Here is a 19,303-nt window from a genome sequence, read left to right on the forward strand (position 1 = left end):
TACCGGATCGTGCACGCGGCGCGCAGCCACTCCCTGCGCTTCGTCAAATCGCCATGCGGATGGCATGGAAGCGAGGTCAAGCAGGGTCAATCCCGAGTCACGAATCGGCTAACGGGTGCAGAATCATAACCGGCGACGCCGCGACCTTCGGCCGCAATCCTGGAGATCGGATACGGGCCGGGTCACTGTGCGTCTCCGGGCAAGCCCGCGTTGGCGGCCCGGAGCGCATGTGGCAAAAAGTCACTGTCGAGGCGATGCTAGAATCGGCTGCGTCGCCGCAGCGCGCACGGGTCGTCTGCTTTTATCGCGCGCAACCTGGAAGCCGGGTCGCTCGAAGCCTGGCAGGTCCACGATAAAGAATGGAGTCACGCGTGTCCCCAAGACGTCTCGTCCGACCGCTCATTCCGCTCGCCGCGCCGCTCCTGGCTGCATTGCTGTTCGGCACGTCCGGAATCTTCAGCGCCGCTTCCGCCCAGACCCCGCAACCCAAAGCCCCCGACACGATCGAATCGCGCGTGCAGGGCTGCACGGCGTGCCACGGCTCGCACGGTCAGGGCACCGACAACGACTACTTCCCGCGTCTCGCCGGCAAACCGGCCGAGTACCTCTACAACCAGTTGATGAATTTTCGCGAGGGTCGCCGCAAGTACCCTCCGATGAATTATCTGGTCACCTATCTCTCCGACGATTACCTGCACGAGATCGCCACGTACTTCTCGCAGCAGCGGCCGCCCTACCCGCCGCCCGCGAAAGCCACGGTCAGCGACAGCACGCTCGCGCGCGGCCAGGCGATCGTCCTGCGGGGCGACCCGGCGCGCCAGGTGCCCGCCTGCGCGGCCTGCCACGGTGCGAAGCTGACCGGCATGGAGCCGGCCATTCCCGGCCTCGTCGGGCTGCATGCGGACTACATCAGCGCGCAGATCGGCGCCTGGCGTTCGGGCTCGCGTCACGCCAAGGCGCCCGACTGCATGCACGAGATCGCCACGCGTCTCACCGACGACGACGTGAACGCCGTCGCGGCCTGGCTTGCCACGCAGAACGCGCCGCAAAATCCCGTGCCGGCCGCGGCTGGCTCGTTGAAGACGCCGCTCGCATGCGGCAGCGAACCGCAATAAGGCGCCGGGAGACAGCCCTATGAACCGCAAGTCCCTGTTCGCTCTGTCCGCAGTCATGCTCGCCGCCGTCGCGGCGCTGGTACCCGTGCTGTGGACCGGCAACACCTATCTGCACAGCGCTTCGGCGCAGGCGGCCACGCCCGCCGACCAGTCCGAGCTCATCAAGAAAGGCGAGTATCTGTCCCGCGCCGGCGACTGCGTCGCCTGTCACACGGTGCGCGGCGGCAAGACCTTCGCGGGCGGCCTGCCGATGGCCACGCCCTTCGGCACGCTCTACACACCGAACATCACGCCCGACGACCAGTACGGCATCGGCAAGTGGAGCAGCGACGACTTCTACCGCGCCATGCACACGGGCCGCTCGAAAGACGGCAGCCTGCTCTACCCGGCCTTCCCGTTCACGAGCTACACCAAGGTCACGCGCGCGGATTCGGACGCGATCTACGCCTATCTGCGCTCGGTGCCGCCGGTACACGTGCCGAGCCGTCCGCATGAGCTGAAATTCCCGTTCAACAACCGCAACCTGCTGATCGGCTGGCGCACGCTGTTCTTCCGCGAGGGCGAATACAAGCCCGATCCGACCAAATCGGTCGAATGGAATCGCGGCGCGTATCTGGTCGAAGGACTCGGCCACTGCGGCATGTGCCACACGTCGATCAACATGATGGGCGCGCCGGTCAATTCGTCGGCGTTCGCGGGCGGGCTGATTCCGCTGCAGAACTGGTACGCGCCCTCGCTCACGTCGAGCGAAGGCGGTCTCGGCGACTGGGAGATCAAGGACATCGCCAGTCTGCTGAAAACCGGCGTCTCGGAGCGCGGCGCCGTGTTCGGGCCGATGGCGGACGTGATCCACAACAGCCTGCAATACGTCTCCGACGACGACATCAAGGCGATGGCGACCTATCTGAAGACCATCCCGCAGCGCAAGGAAGCGCCCGAGACCATGCAGATGGAAACCTCCGAAGCGTTCGGCGGCGAACTCTTGCAGCAAGGTCAGAAGATCTACCATGACCAGTGTGCGAAGTGCCATGCGGAGAACGGCCTCGGCATGCCGCCGAACTTCCCGCCGCTCGCGAACAACCAGTCGATCCAGATGAAATCGGCGGTGAATCCGATCCGGATGGTGCTCAACGGCGGCTATCCGCCCAGCACGCAGGGCAATCCGCGCCCGTACGGCATGCCGCCGTTCGCCCAGGCGCTGTCCAACCAGGAAGTGGCGGCGGTCGTGACCTTCATCCGCATGTCGTGGGGGAACAAGGGCACGCCGGTCTCGCCGCAACAGGTGTCGGATCTGCGCTCCGCACCGCTCGACTGAGCCACGTTTGTTATAGTGGCGTTTGCCTGACAAGGGCGCAGCCGGCAAAACGCCGCCGGCTGCGCCCTTCGCTATTTGGCCGCGCGCCGCGCGTTGATTGCGGCGCGAGCCGCACGCTGTCGAATTCGCTGTCGAACTGATGGTTTTGAAGCTGGTTTTGAAGCAAACACGCAGGGCAAGAAGAACAAGGAGTGGTCGTCATGCACGCTGGTGAGCGTTTGAACAGCATTACTCACCTGGTGGGCGCGATGTTGTCGATTGCGGGGCTGGTATCGCTCGTAACGCTCGGGGCGCTCGATCACGACGCATACAAGGTCGTGAGTTTCGCCGTGTACGGCGCGATGTTGTGCGCGCTCTACACGATCTCCACGCTGTATCACGGCGTGCGCGGACCGCGCCTGAAAGCCGTGCTGCAAAAGTGCGACCACGCCGCGATCTATCTGCTGATCGCGGGCAGCTATACTCCGTTCACGCTTGTCACGCTGCGCGGGCCGTGGGGCTGGTCGCTCTTTGGCGTAAGCTGGGGGCTCGCCGCGTTCGGCATCGTGCAGGAGCTCACGCTCGGGCGCCGCACCCGCATGCTGTCGATGGTGCTGTACGTGGTGATGGGCTGGCTCGCGCTGGTCGCGGTCAAGCCGCTCCTCGGCGCGCTGCCCGCCGCGGGCACCGCCTGGCTGCTGGCCGGCGGCATCATCTACAGCGTCGGCATCTATTTTTCATCAACGACGAGCGCATCCGGCACGGACATGGAATCTGGCATCTGTTCGTGCTCGCCGGGAGCGTCTGTCAATTCGTGAGCGTCGCGGGCTACGTCGCCTGACGCATCCCACCGGGAATCTCCACGAAATCGTCGCGCGGCGGCCGCAGTGTCCGCTGCCGTGCGATGCAACTTTATGCCAGCCGACGGGTCTGCATGAACCGTCGACAAGCGGCGCGCGCACTGGCGTGCCGTCCGAATACACGCGAGCACCCGCGCTCAGCCTTGCGCGGCGCGCCGTCACCGGCAGCGCCCCTCCGCTCGCGATACTGCAATACAACAGGTATTTATGTCTTTCGATTCTCTCGGCTTGTCCGAACCGCTGGTCCGCGCTGTCAACGAACTGGGCTACACCACGCCCACGCCCATCCAGTCGCAAGCGATCCCCGCCGTGCTCGGCGGCGGCGACCTGCTCGCGGGTGCGCAGACCGGCACGGGCAAGACCGCCGGCTTCACGCTGCCGATCCTGCAACGCCTGACCGACATGCCGGCCGCCGCGGGCGGCAAGCGCGTCGTGCGCGCGCTGATCCTCACGCCCACGCGCGAACTCGCGGCGCAGGTGGAAGAAAGCGTGCGCGCCTACGGCAAGTATCTGAAGCTCAAGTCGACCGTGATGTTCGGCGGCGTGGGCATCAATCCGCAGATCGACGCGCTCAAGCGTGGCGTCGATATCGTGGTCGCGACGCCTGGCCGTCTGCTCGATCACATGCAGCAGAAGACCATCGACCTCTCGCAGCTCGAGATTCTCGTGCTCGACGAAGCCGACCGCATGCTCGACATGGGCTTCATCCACGACATCAAGCGCGTGCTCGCGAAGCTGCCGCCGAAGCGCCAGAACCTGCTCTTTTCGGCCACTTTCGCCGACGAAATCAAGGCGCTCGCGGACAGCCTGCTCGACTCGCCCGCGCTGATCGAAGTCGCGCGCCGCAACACCACGGCGGAAACGGTCGCGCAGAAGGTGTATCCGGTCGATCGCGACCGCAAGCGCGACCTGCTCACGCACCTGATCCGCCAGCACAACTGGTTCCAGGTGCTCGTGTTCACGCGCACCAAGCACGGCGCGAACCGCCTCGCGGAACAGCTCACGAAGGACGGCATCAGCGCGCTCGCGATCCACGGCAACAAGAGCCAGTCGGCCCGCACGCGCGCGCTCTCCGAATTCAAGGACGGCACGCTGCAGGTGCTCGTGGCCACCGACATCGCGGCGCGCGGCATCGACATCGATCAGCTGCCGCACGTGGTCAACTACGATCTGCCGAACGTGCCCGAGGATTACGTGCACCGTATCGGCCGCACGGGCCGCGCGGGCGCGACGGGCGAAGCGGTGTCGCTCGTCTGCGTCGACGAACACCAGCTGCTCAAGGACATCGAGAAGCTCATCAAGCGCGCGGTGCCGCAGGAAGTCATTCCGGGCTTCGAGCCGGATCCGAATGCCAAGCCCGAGCCGATCCAGCGCCGTGGCCAGCAGCAAGGCCGTGGCCAGCGTCAGGGGCAAGGTCAGAGCCAGCAAGGTCAGGGACGCGGTGCGTCGAACGGCGGTGCGCCGCGCGGCGGCCAGCGTGACGGCGGTAATCGCGGTGAAGGCCGCGGTGAAGGCCGTGCGAACGCTGGTGGAAACAACGGCGGCAACCGCGGCGAACAACGCCCGGCCAAGCCCGCGCAGAACGGCATCCGCACGGCCAAGCCGGTGAAGCAGCAAGCGGCGACGAATCACGGCGCACAAGGCGCGCGCGGCGAACATACGCGTCGCGAAAGCCAGCGCGGCGTGTCGCATGAAAGCGCGCTCGGCCGTACGCAGCGCAAGCCGCAATCGAATCCAGGCGCCCTGCTCGGCGGCCGTCCGGGTGGCAGCTCGCGTCGCGACGGCCAGCGCGGCGACCGCTAAGCCGGTCCGCCAGCCCGCGGCGCCTCGCCGCGCGGCGCGGCGCTACGCCATGAAAAAGGCCCGCTTTGCAGCGGGCCTTTTCTTTTGTGCGGCTCGACCGCCGGCGCTTAGCGGAAGAACACGTGCTGGGTGATCTTCGCGAGCGGATACAGCACGCTTGGCTGGATCTTCGCGGGAATGTCGAGCGGCTTGAGCAGCATCTTCACGCACATGTCGGCGGACAGATTGTGGCGCACGAGCTTGTTCACGCGCGCCGTGAGTTCACGGTTGTACGCCGAATCCTTCACGCGATCAGGATAGCGAATCGCGAACACGTGACGCAGCGCGATCTCCGAGTCCTCGTTCTTGATCTCCATCACGCGACGCATGAGCGCGCCGAGCACCGCGAGGCGGCCATGCCCCTCGACCTGGTTGTACTTCTTGAAGTAGCGGAAAAAGTGCTTGTAGTGGCGCACTTCGTCCGAACGGATGTTGTCGGTGATTTCCTTGAGCACGGGCTCGGTCGAACATTCGCCGATCGCGCGATACAAGGTGGCCGTGCCCGTTTCGACGACGCAGCGCGCGACCATTTCGAGCGCACGCGTCTTTTCGAATTCCTCGAACGAGCAGGTCTTCGAGTATTCCTCGAAGAAGTTGTTGAACGCCGTGTCCCAGTCGAATTCGGGCCAGACGTAATTGATGTAGGTCTTCAGCGCGCGGCCGTGCTGAAGCTCCTCGTGTTCCCATTCGTTGTTGAGCCACGCGGACACTTCCGGGTCGCCATTGAAAAACACGCTCAGATTGCTCGTGTAGAGGTCCGAGCCGCTCTCGATGAACGATGCCGCACACAGCAGCAGCAGCAGATCTTCGTTGGCAGCCGCGAGCTTGCGGTCGATCCGCGTGAGATCGATGTCTTCGATGCGCCAGGGCATCACGTGGCCAGGCTCACTGTCGTTACGCATTGTGTCGTACTCCGAAAGCGGTATCTGCTCGCGCGGCGCTTCGCGCCCGGTCCCGGCGCGACTGCACGCCGGTGCCCTGGATTGGCGCTTTCGCCGCGTGGTGAAAGGTACCAGCCATATCTAATTCATATTAGCCGTTGTTTCTGGAAGCTGCAGTCTGAGAGCACAGACCGGTCCCGCAAGCGCCAGTTCCGGGAAGAGTCGACTTGTAAGCCTGTCGTAGCGCAGATTTTGTTACGCAGCAATACTCCGTGCCGCCAGCCAAACGCCGGGCGCACGCTACGCACTGCGCTGCCTCGATAGCCCGAAGGCGCAAGCCACGGGCCTGACAGCGGTACGCGACAGGACCACAAATAATTGCAAGCTTCGCGAAGTGAAGGCTTACACGCGGCACCTGACGCAAACCGAAGAAATCCTCCAGGTCGTCACATTGACGGCGCGCAAGTCGTGCGTGAATGAGAAAGATGCGCAAGCGATGCGCGGTGAATCGGTGAACGGGCTCGAAGGTAAATCGACCCCGACTTGCCCTGTGAGTCACCACGCATTGCGCGACGCGCCATGAACTTCAAGTGATTTCGCGGATTCCCGGGCGCGGCTCGACCGCCGCCGCAGACAGCGAATGTCAAAGGGAATATTTTCGGCATGTGGTTTGTACAACGCAAAGGCGTTGACTACACTCCAGTTCCCCGGCGCCGCGTCCGGGCTGGATGCTGTTTGAGTTGCCTGGGCGACGTCTCCCGACGTTCGCGAACACTGTTTCCAGGCAGACGCGAACGGACCGCCAACCGTCCAGCCGATCACCGACCGCACCGCCGCAGGCTTTCGCTCACGCCCACCGCATGACTGTCGCCGCGCTGCCCAACGAGGGGCCGCGAACGTCGACCTCTGATGCGGCAACATGGAGAGAACGATGCTGAGTCCGCATGAATTCGCCACTCTGCTGCTAGTGAAGGACGCCCCCAACCAGCTCGATATGGAACGCGAAGAACTGGACGCCCTGCTCGAACGACAGCTCGTCCAGCTGGAACGCCTGGCCTCCGGCCTCCAGCGGTGGCGACTCACCGAAATCGGCGACTCGGCGTTACGCGCCATCAAACGGTTTTCGTGAACCAGAAGTTTTCGTGAACCGGACGCCGCGCGGCTTGCGCGCGGCAACGGCCTGACACGCCGGCGCGCGCAACCACGCTCTCAGACACGCGCCACACGACCACGACCGACCTTTTCTCGACCTGCGCGGACGCCGGGATCGTCCGCCAGAACGTGGTGTCGAGCCCATCCCCGATGCAGGCGCACGGCTGTAGACGTTCGCGCCTGCAGTGCATGGTCACGCGGACCCGCGCGCTTCATGCCCGCGTGACCATTTTTTTCGCGCTTCGCCTGGGCGCTTCGCCTTGGCGCTTCGCCTCGTCATTAGGCCTCGTCCCTACGCCTGGCCACTACGCTGCACCAGGCCCCACCCCGCCTACGGACGAACCGCGCGCGCTCAACCGCCGCGCAAAGTCGGGTCGGCCGAGGCGCGCCAGTTCAGCGCCTGTGCGCGCTGGTCGTTGAGATACGCCACCCACTGATTGCGCGACTGCATGTCGCCGCTTGCGCCATGCGCCGTGTACTGCTGCGCGAGCCCCGCCTGGAAGCTGCAGAAGCGCTCCTGCGGCAGCTTGCCGTGACGGTTGGCGACATAGGCGTCGTAGACCGCCGAATAGACGGCCTGGGTGTCCGCGCCGTAGTCGGGCGCCTGGCCGCCGCACATCTGCTGAAGCGTGGCGAAGGGCGGCGGACTGCTCCACGCGCCGACGAGGCCCGACGAATTGGCACATCCCGCGACGAGCATCGCCGCACCGATCATCGCAAGTCCACGCATTGCGTTCTCCCCGTGTTCGACTGAGTGTTCCAGCGCGCATTGTCGCATCGCGCGGCGCGCCTCACACCCTGGCCGTACGGCCAACGTCGCATCGACGCGTGAAAGCCGGCGCAGTCGGGACGGCATCGCAGCGGCAAGCGGCACGCGAAACCCCGGCCGCGCACGCAAAAGCACGTATCATGAGGCTTTCAACGTCCTGCCTTGCCGGTTTGCGCGCGTGGCGTCCGTCTTCCGCGCGACCGTGCGCCGCCCTGTGTTTTCGTCCGCCCATACAGCCTTCATGGCTGCTTTTTCGTCTTACGCATGATCGACCATCTCATCTGCGACTGCGACGGCGTGCTCGTCGACAGCGAAGTCATCGCCGACCACGTGCTCTTCGATACGCTCAGCCGCACCTTCCCCGGCGTGGATTTCCGCGCCGCCGTGGCCTCCGCCTTCGGCCAGCAGACCTCGCGCTTTCTCGCCGACGTCGCCGAGCGCTTCAACCTCACGCTGCCCGAGCATTTTCTCGAGACGATCGACCACAACTGCGAAGTCGCGATCGCCGATTCGGTGAGCCCGATCAACGGCGTGCGCGACGCGCTGCGCCAGATCGCGCTGCCCGCCGCCGTGGTGTCGAACAGCCGCCTCACGCGCGTGCACGCCTCGGTGCGCCGCGCCGGGCTCGCCACGATCTTCGGCGAGCGCATCTTCAGCGCCGAGATGGTCGCGCGGCCCAAGCCTTATCCGGATGTCTATCTGCATGCGGCCAAAACGCTCGGCGTGGAGCCGGCGCGCTGCCTCGTGGTCGAGGACAGCCTCTCGGGCCTGAACGCCGCGCGCGCGGCGGGCATGAAGACCATCGCGTTCGTGGGCGCGAGCCATATCCCGTCGGGCTATGCCGACGTGCTGCGCGAGCTGGGCATCACGCGCATCATGGAACACATGGACGAGTTGCCCGCGCTCGTGGCAGCGGGCGTGCGCGGCGAGTTCGGCGACGTGCAGTCGTAAGCCAACCTGGCGCACTGCCGCTCGCTTCGTCGATAAAAAAACGGCGCGTGAACCACAAGGCTCACGCGCCGTTTTTCATTGCGGGCCGCGCGGGAAAGGCGGCCTGCGGCACCTTCACGTTTCGAACGCGCCTTACACCAGTTCGGCGCTGCGTTCGCGCACCTCGGCGAGCGAGGCGCGGAATGCCGCCAGCTCGGCGATCGTCAGCATCGGCAAATTGTGCAGCTTCGCGAAGTCGTCGACCTGCTGGCCGCGCGCCATCGTGCCGTCCGGATTCATCAGTTCGCACAGCACGCCGGCGGGCTCCAGACCGGCGAGCGCCGCCAGGTCGACGGTGCCTTCGGTATGGCCGCGGCGCGCGAGCACGCCGCCCGGCTGCGCGCGCAGCGGGAACACGTGGCCGGGGCTCACGATGTCGGCGGGCTTCGCGCCGGCCGCGATGGCCGCGCGGATCGTCGTCACGCGGTCGGCGGCCGACACGCCCGTGCTCACGCCCTCGCGCGCCTCAATCGAGACGGTGAAGGCCGTGCGGTTGCGGCTCTCGTTGCGCGCGACCATCGGCGGCAGTTCGAGCGCGCGCACTTTCTCGTCGGAGAGGCACAGGCAGACGATGCCGCTGCATTCGCGGATGAACAGCGCCATCGTTTCGTTAGTCAGGTTCTCGGCGGCGCAGACGAGATCGGCTTCGTCCTCGCGGTCGTGATCGTCCTGAAGGACGACGGGACGGCCTTCGCGCATGGCCTGCAGCGCGGCGGCGATGCGCGGGGGCACCGGCTCGGTGTCGAGCAAGGGAAGATCGGCGATGGCGTCGAGCGGCTGCTCGACCGGGAGATTGCGGGTAAAGGACATGTGAAACGCTCCTCGCAAGAGTTGGGCGAAAAACGTTTCAGGGCATTGCAAACAGACAGGAATCCCCGGCACGCGGCATCTCGCGAGCGCCGCGCGCGGCACCCGGCTCAAGGCCGGACGACGCCACGCGCACGCAGACGCAACGCCGCGGCGGATGGGCAAACATGACCATCTGCACATCTTCTCTCATCCGGACTATGACCGTCGGCTCTGGCTTCGCACCAGATCTGCTGACCCTGCGCGCGAGACGAAAACAGCTTGCAGCGACTCACGCACAGGCGCTCGCGGGCTCACCGGCTGGCCTTTCGGCCCGGCCGGCATACCGCCGGTGGGGAATTGCACCCCGCCCTGAAGACGCACTGATTACCGGTTGAACCGGCGGAAGAAGCATACCGCGTCGCGCCCGATCGTGCAGCGCGGCAAAGACCCACTGGACAAATGCGCGCACCGGGCGCGCACCGATCTCAGAGCGTCTGCGGCGCGGCTTGCGGCACGTCCCAGCGCGGCGGCGTCTCGGCGTTGCGCGTCACGCGGAACACGCGCGCCTCGGTGTCGCCCGGATTGCGCAGGCTGTGCGGCTGGTCGGCGTCGAACACGATGGCGTCGCCGGTCGCGAGCAACTGGCGGCGATCGTGCACGCTCACTTCGAGCGTGCCTTCGCTGACCACGAGGTTGACGGTCGTGCCCGGCGCGCGGCGCGTGCCCGGCTCGGTGTGCAGCGGCGCGATGCGCAGTTCGTGAAACTCGGCGGCGGCGGGCTCGTCCTCGGGATAGAGCGCGCGAGCCGAATAACGGCCGTCGGCGCTTACGCGGCGCGGCGCGCGTTCGGCGGGCAGATGCTCGAAGCCGTTCACCGCATGACGGCGCAGGAACGCCGACACCGATACCTTAAGCGCCGCCGCGACCTTGCAGAGCACCTTGATCGACGGCACGCTGCGCGCCGACTCCACCTGGGCGAGCATCGCGCGCGACACGCCCGAGGCACGCGCCAGCGCATCGAGCGAGAGTTGACGCTCGGCGCGCAGCCGCGCGAGGTTCACGCCGACGAGATGTTCGAGTGCATCGAACGCGTTGGCGGCGCTGTCGTGCGCCTCGGTTTGTGCTGTCGCTTGTGCAAGCGGCGCAACGGCGAATGCAGAGCGTTCGTCGACGCCGCGAACAATCGCTTCGTGATCCGAAACAGTGTCGATGTCGACGGCGAGATCGTCGTCGCGGCGATGCGTCGTACCGCGATGTGCGGCCGGACGATCGGCCTGCGCGTGGCTCACGAGCGCGAGCGGTGAATGCATGGCAGCCTCCCAGACGCGCCGCGAACCGGCGCAATTGCTTGAATGGAGGCAAGACTAGCATCGCGTCCCGCCGCGCCCAACGAAGTTATCTTCACACTGATATCAGCATTGCAGAGCGCGTTTTCGGGAATGCTTGTGCGCGTATGCGATATGCCCGGACTGTGCGCCACGCGGGTTCAGCAGGCGTCCTGACTCACCGCCACGCGCGCCGCCGCGCCGCCGGTTTCGCGCGCGTCGAGCCGCGCCGCCAGCCAGGTCAGCGCGAGCGCCGCGATCGAGACGGCGGCGGCCACCCACGGCAGCGCATCGAGCGCGAGGCCACGCGTGATGACGAGACCGCCGAGCCACGCGCCCATCGCGTTGCCCACGTTGAACGCGCCGATGTTCAGCGTCGAGGCCAGATTCGGCGCGGCGGCGGCCTTCGCCACCACGCGCATTTGCAGCGGCGGCACGGTCGCGAACGCCGCGATGCCCCAGACGAACACCGTGATCGCCGCCGGAATCGCCGCGTGGCTCGTCTTCGTGAAGATCGCCATGACCACGGCGAGCGCGATCAGGATGCCCATCAGCGACGGCATCAGCGCACGGTCCGCGAGCTTGCCGCCGAGCATGTTGCCGAGCGTGAGCCCCACGCCGAACAGCACGAGCATCAGCGTCACGCCGCGCGGCGAGAAACCGCTCACCTGCTCCAGAATCGGCGCGATGTAGGTGAACACGACGAACACGCCGCCGAAGCCCAGCACCGTCATGCCGAGCGCGATCCACACCTGCGGATCGCGCAGCACGCGCACTTCGTGGCCGAGTCCGGCGGGCGCGTGATCGTGCAGATTCGGCACCAGCGCGGTCACGCCGAGCAGCGAAATCACGCCGAAGCCGCTGACGATCCAGAACGCCACGCGCCAGCCGAACTGCTGGCCGATCGCGGTGCCGAACGGCACGCCGAGCACGGTCGCGAGCGTGAGGCCCGTGAACATCATCGCGATGGCGCTGGCGCGCTTTTCCTGCGGCACGAGCGAGGCCGCGACCACGGCGCCGATGCCGAAGAACGAGCCGTGCGCGAACGAGGCCACGACGCGCGCGACCATCAGCAGCGAGTAGTTGCCGGCGACCGCGCACATCACGTTGCCGACGATGAACACGCCCATCAGCAATTGCAGCGCGAGCTTGCGCGGCATGCGGCTGGTGAGCACGGCGAGCAGCGGCGCGCCCACCGCGACGCCGAGCGCGTAGCCGGTGACGAGCAGGCCCGCGGCGGGAATCGTCACGCCGAGATCGCGCGCGACGTCGGGCAACAGGCCCATGATGAGGAACTCGGTGGTGCCGATGGCAAAAGCGCTGATCGCCAGCGCGAGCAAGGGAATAGGCATCGAAATCTCCAGAGGACAGCCAGGGTGTTGCGTTGTGTTGGTGCGCGTTTCAGGGCAGAGGTCGGAGTGCGAAGGTCGGCGATCAGGCCGCGTCGTCCGCCGACGTCACGAACTCGACCACCACGCCCGGCGCGAGCGCGACGAACGCCTGACGCTCGCCGCTCAGCGGCACGTCGGCGAGTTGGTACGGCACGCCATGCGAGCGCAGCCGCGCGAGCAGCGCGCGCCATTCGTCGCCGGGCGCGACGCGCAGCGCGAAATGATCGAGACGCGGCGCCGTGCGCGTAGCCGCCAACGCGCGCGTCGCAGGCACGGTCGCCTCGACGAGATGGATCACCGCGCGGCCTTGCGCATAGAGCCAGTGGCCGCCGACAGAAAACGGCGGACGCGGCCCGTCCTCCAGCCCCGCGATCTCGCAGAAAAAACGGCGCGTGCCGTCCAGATCGGGCGTGACGAGCGTGACGTGATCGAGTTGCATGGCGGCGTCCTTGCGTGGTTCCCTGCGTGGCGAATCCTGAAAACACGCGCATTGTCCAGCTTCGGCGCAGACTTGATAATTGGCGTAGCATTTGAAGGATTTTCAAACGCTGTCTAATAATCTTCCCGGTATCGACATGGACAATCTCGGCGACGTGCGCCTTTTCGTGGAAGCCGCGCGGCTCGGCAGCCTGTCGGCGGCGGGCCGCAAGCTGGGCCTCACGCCGGCGGCGGCCAGCGCCCGGCTCGCGCGGCTCGAAGCGGAGCTGCGTGCGCGCCTGTTCGACCGCACCACGCGTCAGTTGCGCCTGACCGACGAAGGCCGCGCCTATCTCAATTGCAGCGAAAGCGCGCTGCGCTCGCTCGACGACGCCAAGGCCGCGTTGCAGGAGGGCCAGAACGCAGTGCGCGGCAAGGTGCGCATCTCGGCGACGTCCGACTTCGGCCGCAATCTGCTGATGTCGTGGCTCGACGAATTCCGCTCGCACTATCCCGAAGTGCGTTTCGCGCTCACGCTGACCGATTCGATCTCGAATCTCGTGCTCGAGGACATCGATCTGGCGATCCGCTTCGGCACGCCGCAGGACAGTTCGCTGATCGCGCGGCGGCTCGCACCGAACCCGCGCGTGCTGTGCGCCGCGCCCGATTACATCGCCCGCCACGGCGAGCCGCACGAGCCCGCCGATCTCGCGCGCTTCGATTGCATCGTCATCGGCTCGCCGGCGGGCCCCGTCAACGAGTGGCGCTTCACGCGCGGGAACGCGTCGCAGACCTACGTCGTGCCGCTGGAGAACGCGCTCGAAAGCTCGGACGGCGAGGCCGTGCGCCAGTGGACGCTGTGCGGCTACGGTTTATCGGTGAAATCGATCTGGGACGTGGCCGACGACCTGCGCGCCGGGCGGCTGCGGATCGTCATGCCGGACTGGCGTTACGCCGAGCAGCCCGTGCACGCGCTCTACCATCGCAACCGCTATCTCGCGCCGCGCGTGCGCGTGCTGCTGGATTTCCTGTCCGAGCGTTTCGCCCAGGCGGCGCACGAGTTGAGCGCGCTTGTGCCCTGGGCGGAAGACCCGAAACACGCGAAACAGGCGGAACACGCGCAAGGCGCGAACGGCGTGGAAGTCGTGTCGGGCACGGCGGCCGGCGCCGCGCCGGCCCGCTCGCGGGGCCGCAAGGCCGTCAGCGCATAAGGCTATAATGTCGGATTAAGCTGAACGATGGTTCGCGTAGTCATCCGGCGGCATCAGAAGCCAATGCGCACGCAAAAAACGCGCGCCAGGGCACCAGACAAACCCGCCAGCGAACCGCCCCACTGTGCGCCACAGCCTTCGCAGGCCGGCCACCCGCTTCAGCCCCAATTTTCACCGTAGTCCCGACGTGCATTTCGTGCATCAACCGGACGACGCCCCCAGGTGAACCACTGCGAACGGCGAACCCCGATGACCAAGAAAGTTTATGTAAAGACGTTTGGCTGCCAGATGAACGAGTACGACTCCGACAAGATGGTCGACGTACTCGGCGCCGCTGAAGGCCTCGTGAAAACCGACACGCCCGAAGACGCGGACGTGATCCTGTTCAACACCTGCTCGGTGCGCGAAAAGGCCCAGGAAAAAGTCTTTTCCGACCTCGGCCGCGTGCGCGAACTGAAGGAAGCGAACCCGAATCTGTTGATCGGCGTGGGCGGTTGCGTGGCGAGCCAGGAAGGCGCGGCCATCGTCCAGCGCGCGCCGTATGTCGATCTGGTGTTCGGTCCGCAAACGCTGCACCGCCTGCCGCAGATGATCGACGCGCGCCGCGCCTCGGGCCGCGCGCAGGTCGACATCACCTTCCCCGAAATCGAGAAGTTCGACCATCTGCCGCCCGCGCGCGTGGAAGGCCCGAGCGCATTCGTCTCGATCATGGAAGGCTGCTCGAAATATTGCAGCTACTGCGTCGTGCCCTACACGCGCGGCGACGAAGTCTCGCGTCCGCTCGACGACGTGCTCACCGAAGTCGCCGGTCTCGCCGACCAGGGCGTGCGCGAAGTCACGCTGCTCGGCCAGAACGTCAACGCCTATCGCGGCCAGCTCACGCAAGGCGCGAGCGAAATCGCCGACTTCGCCACGCTGATCGAATACGTCGCCGACATCCCGGGCATCGAGCGCATTCGCTACACGACCTCGCATCCGAAGGAATTCACGCAGCGCCTGATCGACACCTACGCGAAGGTGCCGAAGCTCGTGAACCACCTGCATCTGCCCGTGCAGCACGGCTCCGACCGCGTGCTGATGGCGATGAAGCGCGGCTACACCGTGCTCGAATACAAGTCGGTGATCCGCAAGCTGCGCGCGATCCGCCCCGACCTCTCGCTCTCGACCGACATCATCGTCGGCTTCCCGGGCGAGACCGAGGAAGATTTCGAAAAGACCATGAAGCTCGTCGAAGAGATGAGCTACGACACGAGCTTCTCGTTCATCTACAGTCCGCGTCCGGGCACGCCCGCCGCGAACCTGGAAGACGACACGCCGCGCGAAGTGAAGCTCAAGCGTCTGCAACATCTGCAGGCGACGATCGAAGAAAACGTGCAGCGCATCAGCCAGTCGATGGTCGGACGCGTCGAGCGCATTCTGGTCGAAGGTCCGTCGCGCAAGGATCCGAGCGAACTGTCGGGCCGCACGGAAAACAACCGTGTGGTGAACTTCCCGGCGCCGCTCGCTTCGCACGCACGCCTGATCGGCCAGATGATCGACGTGAAGATCAACCACGCGTACCCGCACTCGCTGCGCGGCGAGCTGGTGCTCGCGCACGAGGGCAATTCGGCGCTGTCGCACTAAATCGCCATCCGGCACCTGCAGCGCGCCACTCACGGAACACGGGAGTTCAGAGACACCTTGAAGCCGAATCAGCAGCATCTGGAATTCACCGCGCCGCACGACGACAACGCGCGGCTCGCCAACCTCTGCGGCCCGCTCGACGAAAATCTGCGGCAGATCGAGCAGGCGCTCGACGTGACGCTCGCACGGCGCGGCCATCGGATTTCGATTCGCGGCCGCGGCGCGAAGCTCGCGCTCACCGCGCTCGAAAACTTCTACAACAAGGCACGCGATCCGCTTTCCGTCGACGACATCCAGCTCGCGCTGGTCGAGGCGCGCCATCTGGCGAGCCGCGCGAATGCGCGCGCGAACGGTAACGGCGGGAATGGCGGCAACGGCAAGTCCGACGACGGCGCGGAACTCGATCCGCGTTTTCGCGGCGATCCCGACCATCCGTTCGACGAACCGGCGCGCGACGATATCGACGTCGAAGAGCAAGGTCCGAAGCTCTACACGCGTCGCGCCGACCTGCGCGGCCGCACGCCAGCGCAGCGCGAGTACCTGAAGCAGATCATCTCGCACGACGTGACCTTCGGCATCGGGCCGGCGGGCACGGGCAAGACCTATCTCGCGGTGGCCTGCGCGGTCGACGCGCTCGAACGCGATCAGGTCAAGCGCATCGTGCTGACGCGCCCGGCCGTCGAAGCGGGCGAGCGCCTGGGCTTCCTGCCCGGCGATCTCGCGCAGAAGGTCGATCCGTATCTGCGCCCGCTCTACGACGCGCTCTACGATCTGCTCGGCTTCGACAAGACGGCGAAGATGTTCGAGCGCCAGATGATCGAAATCGCGCCGCTCGCGTACATGCGCGGCCGCACGCTCAATCACGCGTTCATCATCCTCGACGAGGCGCAGAACACCACGCCCGAGCAGATGAAGATGTTCCTCACGCGTATCGGCTTCGGCTCGAAGGCGGTCGTGACCGGCGACACCACCCAGGTGGACTTGCCGCGCGGCCACAAGAGCGGGCTGATCGAGGCGCAGCATGTGCTCGCGAACGTGCGCGGCATCGCCGTCACGCACTTCACGAGCGCGGACGTGGTGCGTCATCCGCTCGTCGCGCGTATCGTCGAGGCTTACGACGCGCATTCGAAGAAGGACGACAGCGGCGCCGACGCACGCTGATCAGTGCTGAATCCGATCGACAGCTCAACATGTCCCGCGCACCGAAACTCAAACTGAACCTTCAGTTCCCCGCCGCGAAGGCGTTTCCCGAGCACAAGGCCGCGCTGCCGCGCGCGACCGTGGCGGCCTGGGTGAAGGCGGCGCTGTTCGCCGACGCGGAGCTGACCGTGCGCTTCGTCGACGCCGAGGAAGGCCGCACGCTCAACCGCAGCTATCGCGGCAAGGACTACGCGACCAACGTCCTCACCTTCGCCTACGCGGAGAGCGAGGACGACCCGGTCACGGGCGACCTGATCCTCTGCTGCCCGGTGGTGGAAAAGGAAGCCGCCGAGCAGAACAAGCCGCTCGCCGCGCACTACGCGCATCTGCTGGTGCACGGCGCGCTGCATGCGCAAGGCTACGATCACGAGGACGACGCCGAAGCCGAAGAGATGGAAGGCATCGAGACCGAAGTCCTCAACTCGCTCGGTTTTCCCGATCCGTACAAATAAGGACCTCCACGCGCCGCGCACCGCGCGCCCTCCGCCATGAACGACAAGAGCACGCCCGCCTTCGACGCCCCCTCCGCGCAACCTCAGTCGGAGGGCGTCCCCGGCGCGCGTGATGCCGGCGTTGCGGCCTGCCCCGGCTATCCGCCCGCGCTCGGCGATCCGCGCCTGCTCACCGAAGACGATCTGCGCGCCTCGCTCGACTGCACGCTGCGCGACTGGGACCGCGAAAGCGACCTCTGGCTGTTCGGCTATGGCTCGCTGATCTGGAACCCCGGCCTGCCGACCGTCGAGAACGTGCGCTCGCGCGTGCATGGCTACCATCGCGGCCTGTATCTGTGGTCGCGCGTGAATCGCGGCACGCCCGAGCAGCCGGGCCTCGTGCTCGCGCTCGACCGCGGCGGTTCGTGCGCGGGTGTGGCGTTCCGCCTCGCGGCCGAAGGCGTGATGCCGCATCTGGAAGCGCTCTGGCGACGCGAAATGCCGATGGGCTCGTACCGGCCCGCGTGGCTGCCGTGCGCGCTCGAAGACGGTCGGCGCGTCACCGCGCTCTCGTTCGTGATGCGCCGCGACGTACCCACCTACACCGGCAAACTCGACGAAAACACCGTGCGCACCGTGTTCGGCTGCGCCACGGGCCGCTACGGCACGACGCTCGACTACGTGCGCCGCACCGTCGACGCCCTGCGCGAGACGGGCATGCCCGACCGCGCGCTGGAGCGGCTGCTCGCGCGCTGCGCGTGAGCCCCGTCCCCGAATCCTGAATTTCGTCCGACGCGCGATGGTGCCGCATCTGCGTTAGGATGGATGCGAAGGCGCGCCGCTTACACGGTGACGCCACGCGCATGTTGTATCCTTTCCCTTCCGCAACAGCGCGCCCGCCCTCCGAGGGCAGACGGGCGCACCACCATGAACGACTCTTATCCCAGTCGAAGACAAGCCGACAAACCGCAGGAAAAGCGCTCGCTCCTCGAGCGTCTGACCGACTTCATCTCGCCCGAGCCCGACTCGCGCAGCGAGCTTCTCGAAATTCTCCAGGACGCGCACGCGCGTAATCTGATCGACGCCGATTCGCTTTCGATGATCGAAGGCGTGTTCCAGGTGTCCGAGCTGTGCGCGCGCGACATCATGGTGCCGCGCGCCCAGATGGACGCGATCAACATCGCCGAGAGCCCGGACGAATTCATCCCGTACGTGCTGGACAAGGCGCACTCGCGCTATCCGGTCTACGAAGGCAATCGCGACAACGTGATCGGCGTGCTGCTCGCGAAGGATCTGCTGCGCTATTACGCCGAGGAGGAATTCGACGTGCGCGGCATGCTGCGCCCGGCCGTGTTCATCCCCGAGTCGAAGCGCCTGAACGTGCTGCTGCACGACTTCCGGCAGAACCGCAATCACATCGCCATCGTCGTGGACGAATACGGCGGCGTGGCCGGCCTGATCACGATCGAGGACGTGCTGGAGCAGATCGTCGGCGACATCGAGGACGAATACGACTTCGACGAGGAAAGCGGCAACATCATCGCTTCGCCCGACGGCCGCTTCCGCGTGCGCGCGCTCACCGAACTCGTGCAGTTCAACGAGGCGTTCGGCACCCATTTCCCCGATGAAGAAGTGGACACAATCGGCGGTTACGTGACGAATCATTTCGGCCACGTGCCGCATCGCGGCGAGAAGGTGCGTCTCGGCGACCTGATTTTCGAGGTGCTGCGCGCCGACGCCCGCCAGGTGCACATGCTGCTGGTGCGCCGCGACCCGCTCGCGGGCCAGCGCGAAGCCGCGCTGCAACCGCCGGCCTGAGCCAGCGGCGTCACGCCACACGCGTGACGCGCCGCGCCCGACCAGAACGCCGGCCTTCGCGCCGGCGTTTTGCTTGATCGTCGCCGAATTCGATCGCGCCCGAAATCCGGCGAAAGCTGCCGAAACCCGCGCACCCCGAAACCGACGCGCGAAAATGCTATCGTTGCGCACGCTGCACGCACGCCGTGCCAGCGA

The 19,303-nt window shown here is 66.3% G+C and carries 17 protein-coding genes, 1 pseudogene and 1 riboswitch; of the genes and pseudogenes, 12 read left to right on the plus strand and 6 right to left on the minus strand.

Annotated features, from left to right (window positions below):
* Positions 1 to 359 precede the first annotated feature (359 nt).
* The 4 genes and pseudogenes from G5S35_RS12015 (at position 360) to G5S35_RS12030 (ending at position 5,072) form a co-directional block, all read left to right on the plus strand.
* The gene (locus tag G5S35_RS12015) at positions 360 to 1,115 is read left to right on the plus strand and encodes a c-type cytochrome (RefSeq protein ID WP_065059326.1); all 756 of its coding nucleotides are present in this window, start codon (positions 360 to 362) and stop codon (positions 1,113 to 1,115) included.
* A 19-nt stretch (positions 1,116 to 1,134) separates the two neighbouring features.
* The gene (locus G5S35_RS12020) at positions 1,135 to 2,430 is read left to right on the plus strand and encodes a c-type cytochrome (protein ID WP_074986759.1); all 1,296 of its coding nucleotides are present in this window, start codon (positions 1,135 to 1,137) and stop codon (positions 2,428 to 2,430) included.
* Between the two features lie 200 nt (positions 2,431 to 2,630).
* Positions 2,631 to 3,250: pseudogene (gene trhA, locus G5S35_RS12025) on the plus strand (PAQR family membrane homeostasis protein TrhA).
* 226 nt (positions 3,251 to 3,476) lie between these two features.
* Positions 3,477 to 5,072, plus strand: coding sequence for a DEAD/DEAH box helicase (locus G5S35_RS12030; protein ID WP_065059328.1), 1,596 nt, complete (start codon positions 3,477 to 3,479; stop codon positions 5,070 to 5,072).
* Positions 5,073 to 5,179: 107 nt separating this feature from the next.
* On the opposite strand, the gene G5S35_RS12035 is transcribed toward G5S35_RS12030, so the two are convergent.
* Positions 5,180 to 6,013 carry a ferritin-like domain-containing protein gene (locus tag G5S35_RS12035; RefSeq protein WP_065059329.1) on the minus strand — a complete coding sequence of 278 codons (834 nt, stop codon included), beginning with the start codon at positions 6,011 to 6,013 and terminating at the stop codon, positions 5,180 to 5,182.
* Between the two features lie 910 nt (positions 6,014 to 6,923).
* On the opposite strand from G5S35_RS12035, the gene G5S35_RS12040 reads away from it, so the two are divergent.
* A complete protein-coding gene (locus G5S35_RS12040; RefSeq protein ID WP_065059386.1) occupies positions 6,924 to 7,121 on the plus strand; it encodes a hypothetical protein in 198 nt (65 codons plus the stop codon).
* 375 nt (positions 7,122 to 7,496) lie between these two features.
* Here the strand turns inward: G5S35_RS12040 and G5S35_RS12045 are convergent, their stop codons facing one another.
* Positions 7,497 to 7,874 (minus strand): hypothetical protein, encoded by a 378-nt coding sequence (locus G5S35_RS12045; protein WP_065059330.1) that lies wholly within the window; start codon positions 7,872 to 7,874, stop codon positions 7,497 to 7,499.
* Positions 7,875 to 8,177: 303 nt separating this feature from the next.
* Between G5S35_RS12045 and G5S35_RS12050 the strand changes: the two genes are divergently transcribed.
* Positions 8,178 to 8,864: an HAD family hydrolase gene (locus G5S35_RS12050; protein WP_074986761.1), complete on the plus strand. Its 687-nt coding sequence runs from the start codon at positions 8,178 to 8,180 to the stop codon at positions 8,862 to 8,864.
* A 132-nt stretch (positions 8,865 to 8,996) separates the two neighbouring features.
* On the opposite strand, the gene ribB is transcribed toward G5S35_RS12050, so the two are convergent.
* The 4 genes from ribB to G5S35_RS12070 form a co-directional block, all read right to left on the minus strand.
* Positions 8,997 to 9,713, minus strand: a complete 717-nt coding sequence (ribB, locus tag G5S35_RS12055; protein WP_065059332.1) for a 3,4-dihydroxy-2-butanone-4-phosphate synthase — start codon at positions 9,711 to 9,713, stop codon at positions 8,997 to 8,999.
* A 174-nt stretch (positions 9,714 to 9,887) separates the two neighbouring features.
* Positions 9,888 to 10,073: riboswitch (FMN riboswitch) on the minus strand.
* A 104-nt stretch (positions 10,074 to 10,177) separates the two neighbouring features.
* A complete protein-coding gene (locus G5S35_RS12060; protein WP_080180646.1) occupies positions 10,178 to 11,002 on the minus strand; it encodes a helix-turn-helix domain-containing protein in 825 nt (274 codons plus the stop codon).
* Between the two features lie 176 nt (positions 11,003 to 11,178).
* A complete protein-coding gene (locus tag G5S35_RS12065) occupies positions 11,179 to 12,369 on the minus strand; it encodes an MFS transporter (protein WP_065059333.1) in 1,191 nt (396 codons plus the stop codon).
* Between the two features lie 82 nt (positions 12,370 to 12,451).
* Positions 12,452 to 12,847, minus strand: a complete 396-nt coding sequence (locus tag G5S35_RS12070) for a VOC family protein (protein ID WP_183038328.1) — start codon at positions 12,845 to 12,847, stop codon at positions 12,452 to 12,454.
* Positions 12,848 to 12,983: 136 nt separating this feature from the next.
* Here G5S35_RS12070 and G5S35_RS12075 point away from each other — a divergent pair, with 136 nt between their 5' ends.
* From G5S35_RS12075 to G5S35_RS12100, 6 genes are all read left to right on the plus strand, one after another.
* Complete coding sequence (locus tag G5S35_RS12075) at positions 12,984 to 14,036, plus strand: LysR family transcriptional regulator (protein ID WP_080180645.1); 1,053 nt, start codon at positions 12,984 to 12,986, stop codon at positions 14,034 to 14,036.
* 249 nt (positions 14,037 to 14,285) lie between these two features.
* On the plus strand, positions 14,286 to 15,659 hold the full coding sequence (gene miaB / locus G5S35_RS12080; protein ID WP_074986763.1) for a tRNA (N6-isopentenyl adenosine(37)-C2)-methylthiotransferase MiaB: 1,374 nt from the start codon (positions 14,286 to 14,288) through the stop codon (positions 15,657 to 15,659).
* Positions 15,660 to 15,716: 57 nt separating this feature from the next.
* A complete protein-coding gene (locus tag G5S35_RS12085) occupies positions 15,717 to 16,820 on the plus strand; it encodes a PhoH family protein (RefSeq protein WP_065059336.1) in 1,104 nt (367 codons plus the stop codon).
* Positions 16,821 to 16,849: 29 nt separating this feature from the next.
* The gene (ybeY, locus tag G5S35_RS12090; RefSeq protein WP_065059337.1) at positions 16,850 to 17,311 is read left to right on the plus strand and encodes an rRNA maturation RNase YbeY; all 462 of its coding nucleotides are present in this window, start codon (positions 16,850 to 16,852) and stop codon (positions 17,309 to 17,311) included.
* Between the two features lie 36 nt (positions 17,312 to 17,347).
* A complete protein-coding gene (locus G5S35_RS12095) occupies positions 17,348 to 18,052 on the plus strand; it encodes a gamma-glutamylcyclotransferase (protein ID WP_080180644.1) in 705 nt (234 codons plus the stop codon).
* Between the two features lie 165 nt (positions 18,053 to 18,217).
* Complete coding sequence (locus G5S35_RS12100; RefSeq protein WP_065059338.1) at positions 18,218 to 19,108, plus strand: HlyC/CorC family transporter; 891 nt, start codon at positions 18,218 to 18,220, stop codon at positions 19,106 to 19,108.
* The last annotated feature ends 195 nt before the right edge of the window (positions 19,109 to 19,303 follow it).

Source organism: Paraburkholderia tropica, from assembly GCF_014171495.1.
In the GTDB taxonomy this organism is placed as follows: domain Bacteria; phylum Pseudomonadota; class Gammaproteobacteria; order Burkholderiales; family Burkholderiaceae; genus Paraburkholderia; species Paraburkholderia tropica.